The organism is Streptomyces sp. NPDC024687, assembly GCF_055559055.1.
The window spans coordinates 215935-234856 of the sequence record NZ_JBVHLJ010000001.1 but is presented as its reverse complement, the minus strand read 5'-3'; the positions used below and the strand labels follow the sequence as shown (position 1 = coordinate 234856).

Annotated in this window: 15 protein-coding genes; 5 read left to right on the top strand and 10 right to left on the bottom strand. The window is 71.1% G+C overall.

What is annotated here, in order from left to right:
• Positions 1-127 precede the first annotated feature (127 nt).
• Positions 128-1186: a hypothetical protein gene (locus ACZ39I_RS01060; RefSeq protein WP_467241523.1), complete on the top strand. Its 1059-nt coding sequence runs from the start codon at positions 128-130 to the stop codon at positions 1184-1186.
• A gap of 88 nt (positions 1187-1274) precedes the next feature.
• On the opposite strand, the gene ACZ39I_RS01055 is transcribed toward ACZ39I_RS01060, so the two are convergent.
• From ACZ39I_RS01055 to ACZ39I_RS01035, 5 genes are all read right to left on the bottom strand, one after another.
• Complete coding sequence (locus ACZ39I_RS01055; protein ID WP_467241521.1) at positions 1275-2411, bottom strand: serine hydrolase domain-containing protein; 1137 nt, start codon at positions 2409-2411, stop codon at positions 1275-1277.
• A 98-nt stretch (positions 2412-2509) separates the two neighbouring features.
• Positions 2510-4276: a TIGR03767 family metallophosphoesterase gene (locus ACZ39I_RS01050; RefSeq protein WP_467241519.1), complete on the bottom strand. Its 1767-nt coding sequence runs from the start codon at positions 4274-4276 to the stop codon at positions 2510-2512.
• A gap of 231 nt (positions 4277-4507) precedes the next feature.
• The gene (locus tag ACZ39I_RS01045) at positions 4508-4954 is read right to left on the bottom strand and encodes an NUDIX hydrolase (RefSeq protein ID WP_467241518.1); all 447 of its coding nucleotides are present in this window, start codon (positions 4952-4954) and stop codon (positions 4508-4510) included.
• Positions 4955-4963: 9 nt separating this feature from the next.
• Positions 4964-5845, bottom strand: a complete 882-nt coding sequence (locus ACZ39I_RS01040) for a pyridoxamine 5'-phosphate oxidase family protein (protein ID WP_467241516.1) — start codon at positions 5843-5845, stop codon at positions 4964-4966.
• 11 nt (positions 5846-5856) lie between these two features.
• Positions 5857-6300, bottom strand: coding sequence for a VOC family protein (locus ACZ39I_RS01035; RefSeq protein WP_467241514.1), 444 nt, complete (start codon positions 6298-6300; stop codon positions 5857-5859).
• 122 nt (positions 6301-6422) lie between these two features.
• Between ACZ39I_RS01035 and ACZ39I_RS01030 the strand changes: the two genes are divergently transcribed.
• The gene (locus tag ACZ39I_RS01030; protein WP_467241513.1) at positions 6423-6965 is read left to right on the top strand and encodes a CGNR zinc finger domain-containing protein; all 543 of its coding nucleotides are present in this window, start codon (positions 6423-6425) and stop codon (positions 6963-6965) included.
• A 242-nt stretch (positions 6966-7207) separates the two neighbouring features.
• Complete coding sequence (locus tag ACZ39I_RS01025) at positions 7208-10501, top strand: S8 family serine peptidase (RefSeq protein WP_467241511.1); 3294 nt, start codon at positions 7208-7210, stop codon at positions 10499-10501.
• Between the two features lie 61 nt (positions 10502-10562).
• Here ACZ39I_RS01025 and ACZ39I_RS01020 read toward each other — a convergent pair whose 3' ends face one another.
• Positions 10563-11261, bottom strand: a complete 699-nt coding sequence (locus ACZ39I_RS01020) for a hypothetical protein (RefSeq protein ID WP_467241510.1) — start codon at positions 11259-11261, stop codon at positions 10563-10565.
• Position 11262: 1 nt separating this feature from the next.
• Complete coding sequence (locus tag ACZ39I_RS01015; RefSeq protein WP_403652170.1) at positions 11263-11790, bottom strand: sigma-70 family RNA polymerase sigma factor; 528 nt, start codon at positions 11788-11790, stop codon at positions 11263-11265.
• Positions 11791-12010: 220 nt separating this feature from the next.
• Here ACZ39I_RS01015 and ACZ39I_RS01010 point away from each other — a divergent pair, with 220 nt between their 5' ends.
• Positions 12011-13027, top strand: coding sequence for an aspartate-semialdehyde dehydrogenase (locus ACZ39I_RS01010; RefSeq protein ID WP_467241508.1), 1017 nt, complete (start codon positions 12011-12013; stop codon positions 13025-13027).
• Here ACZ39I_RS01010 and ACZ39I_RS01005 read toward each other — a convergent pair.
• On the bottom strand, positions 13024-13503 hold the full coding sequence (locus ACZ39I_RS01005) for a DUF1203 domain-containing protein (RefSeq protein ID WP_467241506.1): 480 nt from the start codon (positions 13501-13503) through the stop codon (positions 13024-13026). The genes ACZ39I_RS01010 and ACZ39I_RS01005 overlap by 4 nt on opposite strands.
• Positions 13504-13653: 150 nt before the next feature.
• On the opposite strand from ACZ39I_RS01005, the gene pepN reads away from it, so the two are divergent.
• Positions 13654-16239 carry an aminopeptidase N gene (gene pepN / locus ACZ39I_RS01000; RefSeq protein ID WP_467241504.1) on the top strand — a complete coding sequence of 862 codons (2586 nt, stop codon included), beginning with the start codon at positions 13654-13656 and terminating at the stop codon, positions 16237-16239.
• A gap of 167 nt (positions 16240-16406) precedes the next feature.
• Here pepN and ACZ39I_RS00995 read toward each other — a convergent pair whose 3' ends face one another.
• Both ACZ39I_RS00995 and ACZ39I_RS00990 read right to left on the bottom strand, forming a co-directional pair.
• Positions 16407-17165 (bottom strand): SDR family NAD(P)-dependent oxidoreductase, encoded by a 759-nt coding sequence (locus tag ACZ39I_RS00995; RefSeq protein WP_467241503.1) that lies wholly within the window; start codon positions 17163-17165, stop codon positions 16407-16409.
• Positions 17166-17279: 114 nt separating this feature from the next.
• On the bottom strand, positions 17280-18590 hold the full coding sequence (locus ACZ39I_RS00990; RefSeq protein ID WP_467241501.1) for a sigma-70 family RNA polymerase sigma factor: 1311 nt from the start codon (positions 18588-18590) through the stop codon (positions 17280-17282).
• Positions 18591-18922: the final 332 nt, after the last annotated feature.

Sequence of the window (18922 nt, the reverse complement as noted above, 5' to 3'; positions counted from 1 at the left end):
TGGACCAGGGGTTTTCGGTCCCTTGTCGGCACCCGAACACCCGTCCTTTAGTGCCGTCTTGTCCGTATTTGTCGACAGGCGTGTAACAGCGGTTATCGGGCGGTCCGAAGGCGGGAACCTCCGTCGCATGAACCACAACCCCCCGGTCCCCCCGCTCTCCCCCCGCCCCCTGCGTCACCTCTCCGAGGTGCACCGCCGTGTCGTGACGGCCGGCCGGCTGCGCACGACCGGCGTCTCGGTCGCCGAGGCCGACGAGCAGTGCCGGCCCGGCGGCCCCTGGCAGCAGATCTTCCCGGGTGTCTTCCTGCTCCACCCGGGTCCGCCGACCAGCGAGGAGCGGCTGCACGCGGTGCTGATGTACGCGGCACGCGAGCGGAGCGCCGGGGTCCCGACGCAGCCGGGCGCGGAGGAGCCGCACCGCCCGGTGTACGCGGACGCGATGATCACCGGCCTCGCGGCGCTGACCCTGCACGGCTTCACCTCGACCCCGCCGCTGCCCTCCCTGGACCGGATCGACGTCCTGGTCCCGAGGATGCGCCGGCTGCGCCCGGCGGGCGGCGCGCGGATCGTCCGCACCTCGGCGCTCCCCGCCGCCGAACAGGTCACCGGCGTCCCGGTCGCCCCGGTGCCGCGCGCCCTCGCCGACGCGGTCACCGAGCTCACGGACGCGGGCGCGGTACGCCGGCTCCTCACCGAGGCGGTACGCGCCGGCCATTGCGAACCGGCCGCGGTCGTACGGGAGTTGAACAACGCCAAGCTGCTGGGCCGCCCGCACGTGGTGGACGCGGTGGACTCGCTGCTCGCCGAGGGCCGTGCCATCGCGGAGGACCGCCTGTACCGCATGGTCCAGGAGTACGGTCTCCCCGACCCGGTCTGGAACGTCGACCTGAGGCTGCCGGGCGGCCCCCACCTGGGCGGCCTGGACGCGTACTGGCCGGAGCAGGCGGTCGCGGTGGAGCTGGACACCCGGGCACCTCGCCAGGGTCACCGGGAGGACGACGACGCCCTCTGGTCCGAGTACGCCCGCAAGCGCGAGCACCTGGAGCGGCTCGGCATCACGGTCGTCCACATCACCCCGCGCAAGCTCCGGGACGCGATGGAGCAGCAGGCGACGGTGGTCCGTACGGCCCTGATGGCCTCCGGCGACCGGGATCCCGCCGCCTATGTCGTGGTGCTGCCCCGGTAGTGACGGACCGGGGCGGGACCAGGAGGGGAGAGGAGGGGCCACGGCACGAGGGGAGCCGGGGCCCCTCCTCGTGCGTGGGCCCGGGCGGCTACTCGCCGCAGAACTCCGCCTCGATCACCGCGTCGGTGTCCCCCGACCAGTCGCCGTTGAAGTTGAAGGCGAGGGAGTGCTTGCCGTCGGCGGTGGTCACGGCCACGGAGGTCGAGCCGTGGATGCCGCCGTCGTGGCCCCAGACGTGGACCCCGCAGCTGAGCTCGCGGTCGATGAGAGCGAGGCCGTAGCCGGCGTTCGGGAGACCCTCGACGGCCACCGTGGTCTTCATCTCCTTCAGCTGCTTCGGCGGGAGCAGCCGGCCCTTCAGCAGGGCCGTGTAGAAGCGGTCCAGGTCGGCCGAGTCGGAGATCATCTCACCCGCCGAGGAGGCGAGGGAGGGATTGAGCTTCGTGACGTCGTACGTCGGTCCCGTCGCCGTCTCGGCCAGCTTGGAGTAGGCCCGGCTGCTGGGCTGCGGCACGGTGACGCGGGTGCCGGGGACCGAGGTGGCGGTCAGGTGCAGCGGGTCGATGACGCGGTGCCGGATCTCCTCGCCGTACGTCCGGCCGGTGACCTTGTGGATCACCATGCCCGCCAGGACGTAGTTGGTGTTGGAGTAGTTCCAGGACGTGCCGGGTGCGAAGTCCGGCTTGTGGGCCATGGCGGTCGCGACGAGCTGCTCGGGGCTCTGGGTGTCGTACCGGTGCTCGAGGAAGCCGTCCTTGAGGAAGTATGTGCGCGCGAACGTCTCGTCCGCGGTGTAGTCGAAGACTCCGCTGGTGTGGTTGAGGAGCTGCCGGACGGTGATCCGGCTGCCGTCGTGGCCGTTGCCGTGGACCACGCCGGGCAGCCACTTCTCCACGGTGTCGTCGAGCGACAGCCGTCCCTCCGCCTCCAGTTGGAGCAGCACGGTGGAGACGAAGGTCTTGGTGATGCTGCCGACGCGGTAGCGGTCGTCGGCCGAACGCGGCGCGTGCGTCCTGAGGTTGCCGACCCCGGCGGTGGTCGACCAGGTGCTCCGGCCGTCCTTCGCGGTGAGCGTCACCCCCGGCACGCCGTCCTTCACTGCGGCGCGGACGGCCTGCCGGGTGGCCGCATGAGTGTCGGACCCGGCGGCCATCGCCGGGGCGGCGAGGCCGGTCGTGAGTGCCACGGCGGTCGCCCCGACCACCACAGTCGTGCGTACGGTCATGTCTTCCCCCTGTTCAGGCACGCCCGGTGAGCGTGATCGGCGGGAGAGACCCCCGCCGGGAGGGGAAGGTTGAGGCGGTCCGGTCGGTTGAGCCGTTTTCAGCCCTTCTTCACCATCAGCTCTGTGTTCCGGTCCCCCGCGCCGCCGCCGAGCTTGTTGCTGGAACCGGGGGCGTTGTAGGCCAGTTCGCGGTAAAGGGCCGCGAGGCCGGTCTGGGAGAGGTCGGTGAAGTCGGTGCGGTGGGGGGCCGCGGACTCGACCAGAGTGGTGAAGACCGAGATCGTGCCGTCCTTGTTGTCGGCCAGCTCGATGACCCGGGCGAGGTGCGGGAAGTCGATGTGGGAGGCGGTGGAGATCTCCCAGAAGGAGCGACCGTCGGGGGCCGCGTGGGCTTTGATCACATTGCGGTGGATGTGACCGTTGACCCAGGCCAGGACGTTGCTGTGGCTGGCGAGCAGGGCGACGACCTCCTGGCCGCCGTACCGCCGCTCGCCCGGGTGGGCCGGGTCGCGGCGGAGGTTGTCCATGGAGTCGCTGGTGTGGTGGCTGAAGACGACGGCGAAGGAGTCCTTGTTCTCCCGCAGCGTCCGGTCCAGCCACCGAAGTTGCCCGGTGCCGATGGAGCCCTGGTAGTGGCCGCCCGGGTCGGTGGTGTCGAGGCTGATGCCGATGACGTCGTCGGCGATGCGGAAGCTGTAGTACTGGGTCCCCGCGTCGAGGTTGGCGGTGGAGTAGCCGTGGCCGACCGGGCCCACGCCCCGGTACGCGGGGTCGAGGTGGGCCTTGAGGTAGTCGCGGGCGGTGTAGGGGGCGCGCCGCTCGTCGGGGGTGACCGAGCGCATGTTCCGGGCGTGCGCCTTGAGCAGGTCGCGGAAGTTGTGGCCCTGCGGGTCGTTCGCCTTCCGGATCATGTCCTGGAGCTTCTTCGACTCGGACGCGGGCAGCGACATCAGCTTCTTGCCGCCGACGGCGTACTCGGCGAGCCAGGAGTCGCCGTGCCCGTAGCAGCCGAGCGGCAGGCTGTCGTGGTTGCCGACGGTGGAGTACCAGGGGATGGTGAGGCCGGGGCTGTTCACCTCCCGGATGGCGGCGGCGAGATAGCCCCGCAGGTGCGGGAAGCCGAGCTGCTTGTCGTTGTCGCGGGTGGTCGAGTCGGGCTGCCAGTACTGCTTGAGGCCGCTGTTCTGGACGCCCTCGTAGTGGCGCGGATCCCCGGAGTTGGGGGTGATCCGGCCGCCGCTCATGACGGTCAGGAACCAGTCGAGTTCGGTGCGGGAGTTGTTGTCGGTGTTGTCGCCGGTCGTCATGGCGAACTGGAGCGGGGCGCCGGTGGCGGGGGCGCCCCGCAGCGCGTTGATCCGCTCGACGAGCGAGATCGCGCCCGGCACGGTCAGCGCCTCCTGGGGCCGCCAGGCGTGCACGTCGGTCGAGCGCAGGTACTCCAGGCGCATCGGGTGCTGGCTGTCCATCAGGTGCAGGTCGGTGAGCTGCACGAACGCGGCGAGCGGGGTACGGCGGCCGGCCCGCCCGGCCTTCGGGGCGGCGAGGTCGGAGCGCACCTTGCGACTCCAGCCGGGACCGTTGCCCAGGCGCCGGTAGCCGGAGCTCGTGCGCGGGGCGGCGACGGAGGCGACGGTGGTGCCGCGGGTGTACGGGGCGAGAGGGGCCTGGACCGGGGCGGCGGCCTGGTGGACGGTCCGGGCCACCGGTGCCTCGGCGGCACCGGTGGTCGTGGCGGCCTGGCTGTCGGTGGGCCGCAGGGCGTAGCCGACGCCCACGGAGACGGCGGCCGCGCCCGCGGCGGCGAGGACGGTACGGCGGTGGACCACCGGCGTGGCGCCGGCGACAGAGCGTGTGCGCGACATGGCGCGATCTCCCCGAGTGCGAACTGCGTCGGCAGTGGTCGCGGGAGTCGCTGCTGCGAATTTCCCGCTCGCTCTGGATGCTTGGCACCGGGAATGGCCTGCGCGTGAACGAGACGGCAACGCGCAACGCCGATCACCGTACGTGGATCTTGGCCCACCCCGCGCGTTCGGGAGCGCTCGCCGAACGGCCCGGGGGTGGTCACTGCGTGTTCATCTCGCGGGGTACGACACCTACTCCGCGGGCCGTCCGGACACCGGCCGCTCCCGCCACAGCCGCAGGCCGAAGTCGACCATGGGCACTCGTTCCAGCGCGGGTACCGCGTCCAGGTCGTGCCATGCGGCCATGTCCGTGGAGCCGCCGACCTCGAAGCGCAGTTCCCCTCCCGTGACCCGGGCCTCGTACATGAGCCCCACGTGGTGGCGCTCGACAGTGCGGCCGAAGCGGCTCCGGGACGGGAAGCGCACCGAGCGCACTCCGAGGATGCCGGTGACCTCGACGCGGTAGCCCGTCTCCTCCGTCACCTCCCGCAGGACGGTGTCGTAGGGGTCCTCGCCGTGCTCCATGCCTCCGCCGGGCAGCGTCCACGCCGGGCTGCCGTCGTTGAGCCACCGGGCGAGCAGGATCTGTCCGTCGCGGACGCATATGGCGTAGGCCGCCACCCTCAATTTCTCGCGCATACGGGCAAGTTAGTCCGCCGGGTCCGGATTGGCCGGTGAGTATTCGGGCGCGGACCAGCGTAGGGGAATCGCCGACGGGGTCTCGACGGTCCCCCGTACGGTGAAGCGGATCCTGCGCTCGGGGCCGAACTCGGTGGTCGCCTCCCCGGTCAGCTGGAGGGTCGTGCCGGTCGTCCAGTCGAGGAACAGCAGGCCGGCCCGGGGGTCCGCGGTGAGGTTGCCCAGGGTGAGGAACATCGAGTTGCCCGGGTAGTCGTGCCAGCTGAGCTCGCCCGGTGAATCGACGTGCACGAAGCCGGGGTTGCCGCCCCGGTGGCTGACATCGGCGCCGCCCTCTCGCCCGGAGGCCAGGAAGAAGGTGTCGGCCGCCGACACGAACTCCGCCTGCGTGGACGTGAGTTCACCGCCGTGCCGCGTGACGCCGCGGTGCCGGTCCGGTACGACCTCGTACGTCTGCCTCTTCTGCAGGTACTTGGGGCAGTTGGAGAACACCTGGTCGGCCTGGATCGCGAACCCCCGTGCCGTGGGCTGGAGTCGGCCGTTGAGGCGCATCCGGCGGCGGGTGCGGGGGTCGAGGGCGATCGTGCCGACAGGGGTGCCGGGTGTGGTGAACGCCGTAGCGAGGGGGTCTGACGGGAGCCATCCGCCCGCGACCGAGACGCGGTCCGGGCCCGTCGCCCTGACGAAGCCCGGTTCCCCCGTGAGCGGGGACGCCCAGACCCGGCCCGTCGAGGGGTCCGCGGCACCGGCGACCAGCAGCGGCTGGAGCTCCAGGAAGGCTGCGGCGACCTCCCGGATGCCCCGGCCGACCGAGCGGCCCACGTGATCCGCCTGCTCGCGCACTCCCACCCGGTCCTGCACGGCCCGCGAGCCCGCGTGATAGATCCCCATGGCTCCCATGGTTAGAAGAACCCGCAGGTCGGGGCCGTACCGGAGGGTGCAGGCGCGTCCTCGGCGCCGCTCGGCACGAAGATCTCCAGGCGGGTGCCGTCGGGGTCGTGGAAGAAGACGCCGCCCGACCCGGCGCCCTCGCGGTGGGCGACCACGCCCTCGTGGGCGAAGTCCGCCCCGTACGCCCGCAGCGCCTCCTCGTACTGCCTGACGCGGTCGATCGAGTCCGCCTCCAGGGCGAGGTGGTGCAGGCCCGCACGGTCGGGGCCGTACGGCTGCTCCGCCTGCTGCCACAGGGTCAGGACGAGGGTGTCGCCGTCGCCGAGGAAGGCGTACCGGCGGCCCTCCTCCTTGCCTTCGGCGAGGGGCGTGAAGCCGAGGACGTCCCGGTAGAAGGCGAGCGAGCGGTCGAGGTCGGTGACGTTCAGACCGATGTGGCCGGTGCGCAAGGTCACGGCTGTCCCCTTCAGCGTGGGCAACCTGGATGGTTAACCCTTGTTATCGACTTTAGGGGTTAGAGGCGAGAGGTGCAACCAGTCACGTACGCTTGAGTGGTTAGCACGGAAGGGAGCCCCGCATGTCCGCCCCCCGCGATCCCCGCCCGCTCACCGGCGAGCCGCTCGCACTCGATCTGCTCAACACGCGGTGGATGAGCGAGGGGGCCCTCCAGGACCTCCTCACCGACCTCGACGGGCTCGCGGTGTGGCTCGACTCGACCGGACTGAGTGACGGTCACATCCCCGACGACGCGATGCTGCGGCACGTCCGGCAGGCGCGGGAGGCGCTGCGCACGGCGGTGGACGGGTCACTGGAGGAGGGGGCACCGCTGGTCGACGCCGTGCTGGAGCACGGGCGGGTCCGGGTCGCGCTCGCCCCCCAAGGGCCGGTCGAGCACCCGGAGTTGAGCGACCCCGCCTGGGGGCCCGGCTGGCTCGCCGCCCGCGACTACCTGGAGTTGCTGAGCACCGCACCGGACCGGATCCGGTCATGCGCCCACGAGTCGTGCGTGCTCCACTTCCTCGACACGTCGAGGAACGGCACCCGGCGCTGGTGCTCGATGGCGATCTGCGGCAACCGGGCGAAGGCGTCCCGGCATTACGCGCGCACGAAGGACGCCTGAAAAGACATCCCCAAGGGCTCATGGGGTGAATTGCCCGCTTCCTCATGTCTCTTCACCGATGTCCCCAAAGGGCATCGCGGGTTTTCCCCATAGACCCATATCGATTCGGTCAACTCTCCCTAAACATCCTTCCCATGCGTAAAGCTGTGCGGTCATCCGGGGTCTTCATCCGGATCGCCGTGGCCAGGACCGATCGGTCCCGGTCACACACCCGCTCGTTCCTTTACCTACAAGGGATGCCGATGACCTTCACCCCCCAGCGCCCTCCGATATCGGGCGCGAGACGTGTGGCGCGGACAGCCGCGGCCGCCGGACTGGTCGCCGCGCTCTCCGCGGCGGGACCGATACCCATGGCCTTCTCCGCGGACGCGGGCACCACCCCCGCGGCGTCGGACCCGGGCCTGAAGTCCGCCGACGAGAAGCTGGGTTCGGACGACGCCGGCGCGCTCGCCGAGGCCAAGGCCGACGGCACCAAGAACATCACGCTGATGGTCGCCACCGCCCCCGGGAAGACCGAGCAGGTCGCCGCGGAGCTGGACGCGGTCAAGGGCGGCCTGGTGGGTCTCACGTACGACAAGCTCGGTTACGTCCGGGCCACCGTCCCCACCGCGAAGGCGGACTCGGCCATCGCCGCCGCCGCGAAGCTCTCCTCCGTGCACGGCATCGACGTCAAGCAGGACATCCCGCTGGACGACCCGACGCCGAGCGCCGACACCGCCAAGGGTGCCGCGCACAAGGCCGCGAAGACCTACCCGGCGCCGAGCGCGAAGACGCCCGCCGAGAACCCGTACAACCCGTCCTTCGAGACGGGCGCCGTCGACTTCGTGAAGGACCACCCGAAGGCGGACGGCCGCGGGGTCACCATCGGCATCCTGGACTCGGGTGTGGACCTCGGCCACCCGGCGCTGCAGAAGACCACCACCGGTGAGCGGAAGATCGTCGACTGGGTGACGGCGACCGACCCGGTCTCCGACGCCGACGCCACCTGGCGGCGCATGACCACCTCGGTCTCCGGCCCGAGCTTCACCTTCGACGGCCGCACCTGGACCGCGCCCGCCGGGTCGTACCAGGTCAACCTGTTCCGTGAGGCCGCGACCGCGGGCGGCGACGCCAAGGGTGACGCGAACCGGGACGGCGACACCACCGACACCTGGGGCGTGCTGTACGACAAGGCCGCCGGGACCGTCCGGGTCGACCTGAACAACAACCAGAACTTCGCCGACGACACGCCGATGAAGCCGTACAAGGACGGCTACCAGATCGGCTGGTTCGGCACCGACAACCCGTCGACGGACGTGGCCGAGCGCCAGCCGTTCGTCGTCGAGATCCGCAAGGACGTCGTCTACGACGCCGCGGGCAGCAAGGCCGACTACGTCAACATCGGCGTCATCGAGTCCGAGCACGGCACCCACGTCGCCGGCATCACCGCCGCCAACGGCCTGTTCGGCGGCCGGATGAACGGCGCGGCCCCGGGCGCGAAGCTCGTCTCCTCGCGTGCCTGCACCTGGACCGGCGGCTGCACCAACGTGGCGCTGACCGAGGGCATGATCGACCTCGTCGTCAACCGCGGTGTCGACATCGTCAACATGTCGATCGGCGGCCTGCCCGCGCTCAACGACGGCAACAACGCGCGCGCCGAGCTCTACACGCGCCTCATCGACACCTACGGTGTCCAGCTGGTGATCTCCGCGGGCAACTCCGGCCCCGGCGCGAACACCATCGGCGACCCGGGCCTGGCCGACAAGGTCATCTCGGTCGGCGCGACCATCTCCAAGGCGACCTGGGCCTCCAACTACGGCTCCGCCGTGGAGAAGAAGTACGCGATGATGCCGTTCTCCTCGCGCGGTCCGCGTGAGGACGGCGGCTTCACGCCGACCCTGTCCGCCCCGGGTGCGTCCATCAACACCACGCAGACCTGGCTGCCGGGCTCCCCGGTCGCCGAGTCGGGCTACACGCTGCCGGCCGGCTACTCGATGCTCCAGGGCACCTCGATGGCCTCTCCGCAGGCCACGGGCGCGTCCGCGCTGCTGATCTCGGCCGCCAAGCAGAAGCACCTCGCGCTGACGCCGGCCACCCTGCGCACCGCCCTGACCTCGACCGCCGACCACATCAAGGGTGTGCAGGCGTACGAGGAGGGCGCGGGCCTCATCGACATCGTGGACGCCTGGGACGCCATCAAGGACGGCGCCACCGCTCACGACTACACCGTGAAGGCCCCGGTCGACACCGCGATCGACCAGCTCCTGAAGACCCCGGGCTACGGCACCGGTCTCTACGACCGCGAGGGCGGTCTGAAGGCCGGCCAGAAGAAGACGTACGACATCACGATCACCCGTACGTCCGGCACGGACAAGGCGCTCCGCCACACCCTGCACTTCCACAACAACGCCGGTGGCACCTTCCGGATCCTCGGCAAGGACGACATCAGGCTCCCGCTGAACCAGCCGGTGACCGTCAAGGTCCAGGCCCAGACGAAGTCCGCGGGCCTCAAGAGCGCGATCCTGGTCGTCGACGACCCGAAGACCGAGGGTCTTGACCAGCAGATCCTGACCACGGTCGTCGTCTCGGCGCCGGTGAAGTACACCTACACCGCGTCGAACACCGTGCAGCGCAACAGCACCCAGTCGTACTTCGTGACCGTGCCCGCGGGCGCCAAGTCCCTCGAAGTCGCGATCGGCGGGCTCAAGGACAAGAGCCAGACCCGCTTCATCGCCATCCACCCCTACGGCGTCCCGGTCGACAACACCGGCACCCCGTACTGCTACAACAACTACCTCGACGGCAACGGCTGCAAGCCCGACGCCCGTTCCTACGCCGACCCGCAGGCCGGTGTCTGGGAGATCGAGGTCGAGTCGCGCCGCACCTCGCCGCTGCTCGACAACCCGTACAAGCTGGACGTCGCCGTCTACGGCGCGGTCTTCGACCCGGAGACCGTGACCGTCCCCGAGGCCAAGGTCGGCACCCCGGCCACCGCCTCCTGGAAGGTGACCAACACGCTCGCCGCGATCGACGGCAAGCTGGCCGGCGGTCCGCTCGGCTCGTCCAAGACGGCTCGCCCGACCATCGCCGAGGGCGCCACCCAGACCACCACGGTCGAGGTGCCCGCGGGCGCGAAGTCGCTCGACGTCGCCATCGGCAACGTCTCCGACGTCTCCGCCGACCTGGACCTGACGGTCTACGACGCGGCGGGCACCGTGGTCGGCACGTCCGCCGACGGCGACTCGGAGGAGGCCGTCTCGGTCGCCTCTCCCGCCGCCGGCACGTACACCATCGAGGTCGCCGGCTACTCGGTCCCGGCCGGTTCCACGGCGTACGACTACCAGGACGTGTTCTTCTCCAGCACCCTGGGCACCGTCACCGTCTCCGACGCGCCGGTGAAGCTCGCCACGGGCGCCTCGACGACCGTCTCCGGCAGCGTCACCGCCCTGGCGGCCGCGCCGGAGGGCCGTGAGTTCTTCGGCCAGGTCAGCCTCGTCAACGCGCGCGGCACGATCGCGGGCGTCGGCAACGTGAAGATCGAGAAGGTCACGCCGTAACACTTCTCCGTACGGCGGCAAAGGGGCGGGCGTCCGGTGGGCGCCCGCCCTTTCTCGTGCCCTAGCAGGTGAGCCCGCGCGAGGCCGGGAGGGAGGCGGTGATCCAGGCCCGCTCCACGGTGATCTCCTGTTCGCCGACCGCCCAGTGGTCGGGGCGCGGCGAGCCCTCGGTCACGCCGAACAGGACACGGGTGCCCTTGGCCAGGGGTTCGGGGAGGTCGTACTCACTGATCACGTAGGTGAGGTGGGCGACGCCCCGGGTCGGCTTGTAGTAGTGGGTGACCTGCACGGTGACCTGGAGCTCTTCGGTGCTGGGGAGCCGCTTGACCACGGTGACCTCGCCCTCGGCGACCGTGGTGGCACAGGCCAGGTAGGCCGGGCTGCCGAAGCGGACGCCGGCTTCCGCCTTGGAGGACCCCGAGTCGGCCGAGCTCAGGCTGTTCGCACCGTTGTGCCCCACGAGCCAGCCGAGACCCGTGACGACACCGGCGACGGCGGCCACCGCGAGGGTGCCGAAGGCCAGCACGCGGGCGCGACGGCGGGCCGCGAGGGGCCGTCGTAGCGGCACGGGTTCCGCGGCCGGTGCGGTCTCCGTCAGCGTCTCGCCGATGATCCGCAGCTGCTCGCGCAGGAGGGCGACATCGGCCCGGGCCGAGCGGTGCTCGGCGAGGAAGGCCGGGTCGTCGGCGGCACTCCCGGGCAGCGGTTCTTCGGTGATGGCGGCCATCAGGGCGTCGAGACCGTCGTGTTCCGCGGTCATCTCACACCACCTCGTCCTCGTGCAGGCGGGCGCGCAGGGCCCGGACCGCCGTGTGCAGGCGGCTTTTGACCGTGCCCTCCGGGACGCCCAGCTCCTGGGCGATCGAGCGCACCGGCAGGTCGGCGAAGAACCGCAGCACGACGACCTGGCGCTGCTGGTCGGGCAGCTCGTCCAGGCCCTGCGCGACGGCGAGGGAGAGCACGCTGGTGTCCTCCCCGGAGGGGTGCTCGTGCTGGCGCAGCGAGGCCAGCCGCTCCCCCAGCCGGTCCTGGCGCTTCTTGGCCCGGTGCCAGTCCATGGCGAGGTTGGAGGCGACGACGGCGGCCCACGCGGACACGTCCCGTGGCGCCTCGTACCCCTTCGCCGCCCGCTCCAGCAACCGCAGGCGGACCTGCTGCACCCCGTCCGGCAGGTCCGCCTGCGGCACTCCGCCCAGGGCGAGCACGGCCCGCACCCGGCGTTCCTGCGCCGCGTCCAGGGGATCCTCCCGCTGTTCCCCCTGGCCACGGCGGGCGATTCCGCGCAGCACAGACACCCTCCCCTCACCGCGTTTCCTCTACGACGCCGCAGGGCGCGGAAACGTTCGGCGGATCCCCGGGAAATTGTCCAGAGGCGTACATCACACGCTCAGGCGTTCCATTCCTCGGGCATGGAGCGCAAAGAATTGGACAGGGAGCCCCGGGTCGGCCGCATGATGGAAAAGCCTCGGTCACGTGCGAAGAGATAGTGCGAAGAGATAGGGAGTCACCGTGAGGGTCGGAATCGTCGGAGCCACCGGTCAGGTCGGCACGGTCATGCGCAGGATCCTCAAGGAGCGGAACTTCCCGGTCACCGAGCTGCGCCTGTTCGCCTCCGCGCGCTCGGCGGGGTCGGTCCTGGACGGTGTGACGGTGGAGGACGCGGCGACGGCCGACTACACCGACCTGGACATCGTGCTGTTCTCCGCGGGCGGCTCGACCTCGAAGGCGCTGGCCGAGAAGGTCGCCTCGCAGGGCGCGGTCGTGATCGACAACTCCTCGGCCTGGCGCAAGGACCCCGAGGTCCCGCTGGTCGTCTCCGAGGTGAACCCGCACGCCATCGCGGACCGCCCCAAGGGCATCATCGCCAACCCGAACTGCACCACCATGGCCGCGATGCCGGTCCTGAAGGTGCTGGACACCGAGGCGGGCCTGCAGACGCTGATCGCCACCACCTACCAGGCGGTGTCCGGCTCGGGCCTCGCGGGCGTGGCGGAGCTGCACGGCCAGGTGCAGAAGGTCGCCGCCGACGCGGACAAGCTCACCCACGACGGCGGGGCGGTCGACTTCCCCGAGCCGCAGGTCTACAAGCGGCCCATCGCCTTCAACGTCCTGCCCTTCGCCGGCAACCTCGTCGAGGACGGCCTGAACGAGACCGACGAGGAGCAGAAGCTCCGCAACGAGTCCCGCAAGATCCTGGAACTGCCCGAGCTGAAGGTCTCCGGCACCTGCGTGCGCGTCCCGGTCTTCTCCGGCCACTCCCTCCAGGTCAACGCCCGTTTCGCCCGCCCCATCTCCCCGGAGCGCGCGACGGAGCTCCTGGCGGGCGCCCCGGGCGTGACCCTCTCCGACATCCCGACCCCCCTGCAGGCCGCCGGCCAGGACGCCTCCTTCGTCGGCCGCATCCGGCGCGACGAGACGGTCGAGCACGGCCTCGCCCTGTTCATCTCCAACGACAACCTCCGCAAGGGCGCCGCGCTGAACGCGGTGCAGATCGCGGAGCTGGTGGCGGCCGAGCTCAAGGGCTAGGCCGGGGGCCTGCGCACCTCGTAGAGGAAACAGCCGTACTCGACGGCCCGGACGTGGACCAGTGCCACGGACGGGTCGTCGAACGCGTTTCGGAAGGCGTCGTCGTCGGGAGCCTCGACCAGCTCACCGCCGAGGATGCGTCCGTCGGCGGAGTACCGCCGCACCGTCCGGTGAGCGTCGGCGAAGGGGTACCCGTCGCGTCCGTCCGGCCCGGCGCACTCGTCGGCATGGATGAAGACGGGCCCCTGTTCGTCGTACGCCCCGGGCCGGGCGCCGGTCTCGGCCGCCCAGCGGCGCAGGGGGGCGTACGAGACGAGCGCGATCCGCTCGCCGGGCTCGCTGCGGCGCAGACAGCAGCGGAGCGGGGCCCCGCCCTCCGCGTCCGGGAAGGGGGACAGGGGGCGGCCGGCGTCGTCGGCGGTGCGGAGTTCCCGGAGGACTGCGGAGTCGACGGGGCGTGCGGTGTAGGTCGTCATGGGACCAGGCTGGCCCGGCCGGGCGCGGATGACCGGCGGAAATCGGACCGGACGCCCCCACAACCGCAGGGTAATCCCCCGATCCGCCGGAGACAGTTCGTGGAAGGATGACCGAACCGCCGAACCCACACATAACGAGGAGATGACCGCGTGCCTGGCACAAACCTGACTCGCGAAGAGGCGCAGCAGCGGGCGAAGCTGCTGAGCGTCGAGTCCTACGAGATCGATCTCGACCTCTCCGGCGCGCAGGAGGGCGGTACCTACCGGTCCGTGACCACGGTGCGCTTCGACGTGGCCGAAAACGGAGCCGAGTCCTTCATCGACCTCGTCGCTCCCACGGTCCACGAGGTCACGCTGAACGGGGACCCGCTCGACCCGGCCGAGGTCTTCGCGGACTCCCGTATCGCCCTGCCGGGCCTGCTGGAGGGCCGCAACATCCTGCGGGTCGTCGCCGACGCCGCCTACACCAACACCGGTGAGGGCCTGCACCGCTTCGTCGACCCGGTCGACCAGCAGGCGTACCTGTACACGCAGTTCGAGGTGCCGGACGCCCGCCGCGTCTTCGCCTCCTTCGAGCAGCCGGACCTGAAGGCCACCTTCCAGTTCACCGTGAAGGCGCCGACCGGCTGGACCGTCATCTCCAACTCCCCGACGCCCGAGCCGAAGGACGACGTCTGGGTCTTCGAGCCGACCCCGCGGATCTCGTCGTACATCACGGCCCTGATCGTCGGCCCGTACCACTCCGTGCACAGCGTGTACGAGAAGGACGGCCAGTCCGTCCCGCTGGGCATCTACTGTCGCCCCTCGCTCGCCGAACACCTCGACTCGGACGCCATCTTCGAGGTGACCCGGCAGGGCTTCGCGTGGTTCCAGGAGAAGTTCGACTACGCGTACCCGTTCAAGAAGTACGACCAGCTGTTCGTGCCGGAGTTCAACGCGGGCGCGATGGAGAACGCCGGCGCGGTGACCATCCGCGACCAGTACGTCTTCCGGTCCAAGGTGACCGACGCGGCGTACGAGATGCGCGCCGAGACCATCCTGCACGAGCTGGCCCACATGTGGTTCGGCGACCTCGTGACCATGGAGTGGTGGAACGACCTGTGGCTGAACGAGTCGTTCGCCACCTACACCTCCATCGCCTGCCAGGCGTACGCCCCGGACAGCCGGTGGCCGCACTCCTGGACCACGTTCGCCAACTCCATGAAGACGTGGGCGTACCGCCAGGACCAGCTGCCGTCCACGCACCCGATCATGGCGGAGATCCGCGACCTGGACGACGTGCTGGTCAACTTCGACGGCATCACGTACGCCAAGGGCGCCTCCGTTCTCAAGCAGCTCGTCGCCTACGTCGGCGAGGACGAGTTCTTCGCGGGCGTACAGGCGTACTTCAAGGCGCACGCGTACGGCAACACGCGCCTGTCCGACCTGCTGGGCGCCCTGGAGACCACCTCCGGGCGAGACCTGAAGTCCTGGTCCAAGGCGTGGCTGCAGACGGCCGGGATCAACGTCCTGCGCCCCGAGATCGAGACGGACGCGAACGGTGTCATCACCTCGTTCGCGATCCGTCAGGAGGCCCCGGCGCTGCCCGCGGGCGCGAAGGGCGAGCCGACGCTGCGGCCCCACCGCATCGCGGTCGGCCTGTACGAACTGGACAGTTCAGAAGGCGCCGGCGGCAAGCTGGTGCGGGACGAGCGGATCGAGCTGGACGTCGACGGTGAGCTGACGGCCGTACCGCAGCTGGTCGGCAAGCGCCGCCCGGCGGTCGTGCTCCTCAACGACGACGACCTGTCGTACGCCAAGGTCCGCCTCGACGACCAGTCGCTGGCCTTCGTGACCGAGCACCTCGGCGACTTCGCGTCCTCGCTGCCGCGCGCGCTGTGCTGGGCGTCGGCGTGGGACATGACGAGGGACGCGGAGCTCGCGACCCGCGACTACCTCTCCCTCGTGCTGTCGGGCATCGGCAAGGAGTCGGACATCGGTGTCGTGCAGTCGCTGCACCGGCAGGTGAAGCTGGCGATCGAGCTGTACGCCGCCCCCACCACCCGCGAGACCCTGCTGACCCGCTGGACCGACGCCACGCTGGCCCACCTGCGGTCCGCGCCGGCGGGCAGCGACCATCAGCTGGCGTGGGCGCGGGCCTTCGCGGCGACGGCCCGTACGCCGGAGCAGCTGGACCTCCTGGAGGGGCTGCTCGACGGGTCCCAGGTGGTCGAGGGCCTGGCCGTCGACACCGAGCTGCGCTGGGCGTTCGTGCAGCGGCTGGCCTCGGTGGGCCGCTACGACGAGTCGGAGATCGCCGCCGAGTACGAGCGGGACAAGACGGCGGCGGGTGAGCGCCACGCGGCGACCGCGCGTGCCTCGCGGCCGACCGAGGAGGCGAAGGCGGAGGCCTGGGCGCAGGTCGTCGAGTCCGACAAGCTGCCCAACGCGGTCCAGGAGGCCGTCATCGGCGGCTTCGTCCAGACCGACCAGCGTGAGCTGCTCGCGCCGTACACGGACACGTACTTCGAGGTGGTCAAGGACATCTGGGAGTCCCGCTCGCACGAGATCGCCCAGCAGATCGCGGTCGGCCTCTACCCGTCGCTCCAGGTCTCCCAGGAGACCCTGGACAAGACGGACGCCTGGCTGGCCTCGGCCGAGCCGAACGCGGCCCTGCGCCGGCTCGTCTCCGAGTCCCGCGCGGGCGTGGAGCGCGCGCTGAAGGCCCAGGCGGCGGACGCGCAGGCGGCTCAGTAGGACACCGGGAGGCGGGTGGCCCCGGTCATCCGCCTCCCAGGCACACCAGGAGGCACGCGGTCCCGGTAATGCGCCTCCCAGGCACACCAACCGGGCCGTGTGCAGCATCGTCCGCACATGCACCCCGGTCTGCGCGGCCACCGGCACCCGGCGCAGGTCGTAGGTCCTCAGACGGACACCATCCCGCCCGTCGCGTTGACGAACGTGCCGGTGATGCCGCCCGCGTGGTCGGAGGCGAGGAACACCGCGGTGGCGGCGACCTCGGCGAGGGTGGGGTTGCGGCGGGTCATGCGCATCCCGGCGAGCTGGTCGATGATGCCCCGCACGGCCCCCTCGTCGATGGCGGGATTGACGGCGGCGAGCTTCTCGACGGTGAACGTCTCGGGCACCCCGGCCACCCACAGCCCCACCGCCCGCACCCCGCGCGGCCCCAGCTCGATCGCCAGGTTGCGCACGAGCGTGTCGATCGCCCCGTCCGCGGGGCCGGTGCCGCCCATCATCGGACTGCCGTGCGCCGAGCCGCTGTTGAGGGCGAGGATCACTCCGGATCCGCGTGCGGCCATCCGGCGTCCGGCGGCACGGGCGGTGAGGAAGTTGGCGCGCAGACCGTTGGTGACCGGCCGCAGGAAGTCCTCGGCGGCCATGTCGACCAGCGGCGCGCCCTGCACGTCGCCGCGCGTGACCAGGTTGATGGAGATGTCGATGTCCCCGACCTGTTCGGCGTGCGCCTCCACGGCCGCCTCGTCGAGCGCGTCCACGACGGCGACCTCGGCGTCCTTGATGTCGGCGGCCACGGCCTCCAGGGAGGCACGGGTGCGGCCGACGAGGTGGACCCTCGCGCCCTGCTCCGCGAAGGCGCGGGCGACGGCACCGCCGATGGCACCGCCGGCGCCGTAGACGATCGCGGTCTTGTCGGTGAGCAGCATGGTGAACTCCTGGGAAGTGGTGTGTACGGGTGTACCGGCTGTACGGGGTGACAACCATGCAGACGTACGACTCCCCGGATGCTCATCGGTCGCGAGGTCACAGGCGTCACGGCGTCACAGGCGCAGGGGCAGCCCGAACGCCGGGAAGAGGTGCGGCTCGAAGGAGGTGATCTCCACGATCCGGTCGTCCCGGCCCCGCGTGTCGAAGCGCAGGACGTCCAGGACCTGGGCGCGGTAGACGCTCGTACCCGGTCTGCGGACGTAGTTCCCCACCGCGAGCTGCCCGTTGGCGCGGGCGGGCAGGCTGCGCCAGTGGCCCAGGAAGGCCGGTGAGGCGGGGTCGAGGCTGACCCTCACGAAGTCGACGAGCGCGTCCCGGCCGGTGAACCAGAACGGGTTCGGCGGCATGGTGAGGACCACGTCCTCGGCGAGCAGCGCGGCCATCGCGTCGAGGTCGAGACGCTCGACCGCGGCCATGTACCGCTCCAGTACGGCCTGTTGCGCTTCTGTCGGCTCCGCGGGCCGCCAGTCGGAACGGTCCCGGGGCAGGTGGGCGCGCAGGGTCGGCCTGGCCCGCTGGAGCGCGCTGTTGACCGAGGCCACGCTCGTCTCCATGGCCTCGGCGGTCTCCGCGGCGGTCAGTCCGAGGGCGTCCCGCAGGATGAGGGCGGCCCGCTGCCGGGCGGGCAGATGCTGGATCGCGGCCAGCAGGACGAGCTCCAGGGTCTCCCGGGAGACGGTGGCCGTCTCCGGCAACTCGCTGTCCGCGACGGGGAGTTCGTCATCGGGGTAGGGCTGCAGCCAGGCGATACGGGCGGGCGGCTCCCCCTCGCCGTGGTTCATCCCCGGCAGCGGCTCGTAGCGCTGCGGGCGGCGCGCGGTCCGCCGCAGCAGGTCCAGACAGGCGTTGGTGGCGATCCGGTACAGCCAGGTCCGCGCACTGGCCCGGCCCTGGAAGCCGTCCCGGGCCCGCCAGGCCCGCAGGAAGGTCTCCTGCACGAGGTCCTCGGCCTCGTCGTAGGACCCCGTCATGCGGTAGCAGTGCACCTGGATCTCACGGCGGTACTGCTCGGTGAGGGCGCCGAAGTCGCTTTCGGTGAGTTGCGTAACGGGGGCGGGTGTGACGGAATCCCCGGAGTCCTCGGTGGTGTCGCGGGCGGTACGGGCCACGCGCCTCAACTGTGCGACGGACGCGGACAGTTCGGCGACGGTCGAGTAGAGGGCGTCGGCGGGCTGCGGCACCAGCCGGCCGGCCTGCCGGCCGATGTCGTCGATGAGACCCTGCACGGTGAGGCCTTCCGGCTGCCGCCGTTCCCGGTAGGCCTTCTGCCGGCAGGCGGCGGAGCAGTACACGGAGCCGCGGCCCGTACGCCCGGCTCGCGCGGCGAGCGGTTTCCCGCACACCGGACAGACGTCTTCGGGCACGTGCGCCTCCGGGAGTTCCGTAACGCGGGATCGGGGTGACGTTATAACGCCTCCGACATCACCCGCAGCGCTTCCAGCACCCTGGCGCCCCTGCGATCGCGGCGCCGGGCCCGCCAGGTCTGCCGAAGCCTCCCGGCGGCTGCCTTCGGCGGGGCCGAACGGCCGGCCGGCAGGGGGCCGCGCCGCCGGGTCGAATGAGCAACACGACTTTCCGTCGCCGCTGTCCCCGACCTCGTACAGAAGATCTCCGCCCACCGAACGGCCTCCGGCGACGAAGCGGTCCGTGAACCATCTCGCCGAGGCACGGGCAAGGCCCTTCCCACGCCGGTCAG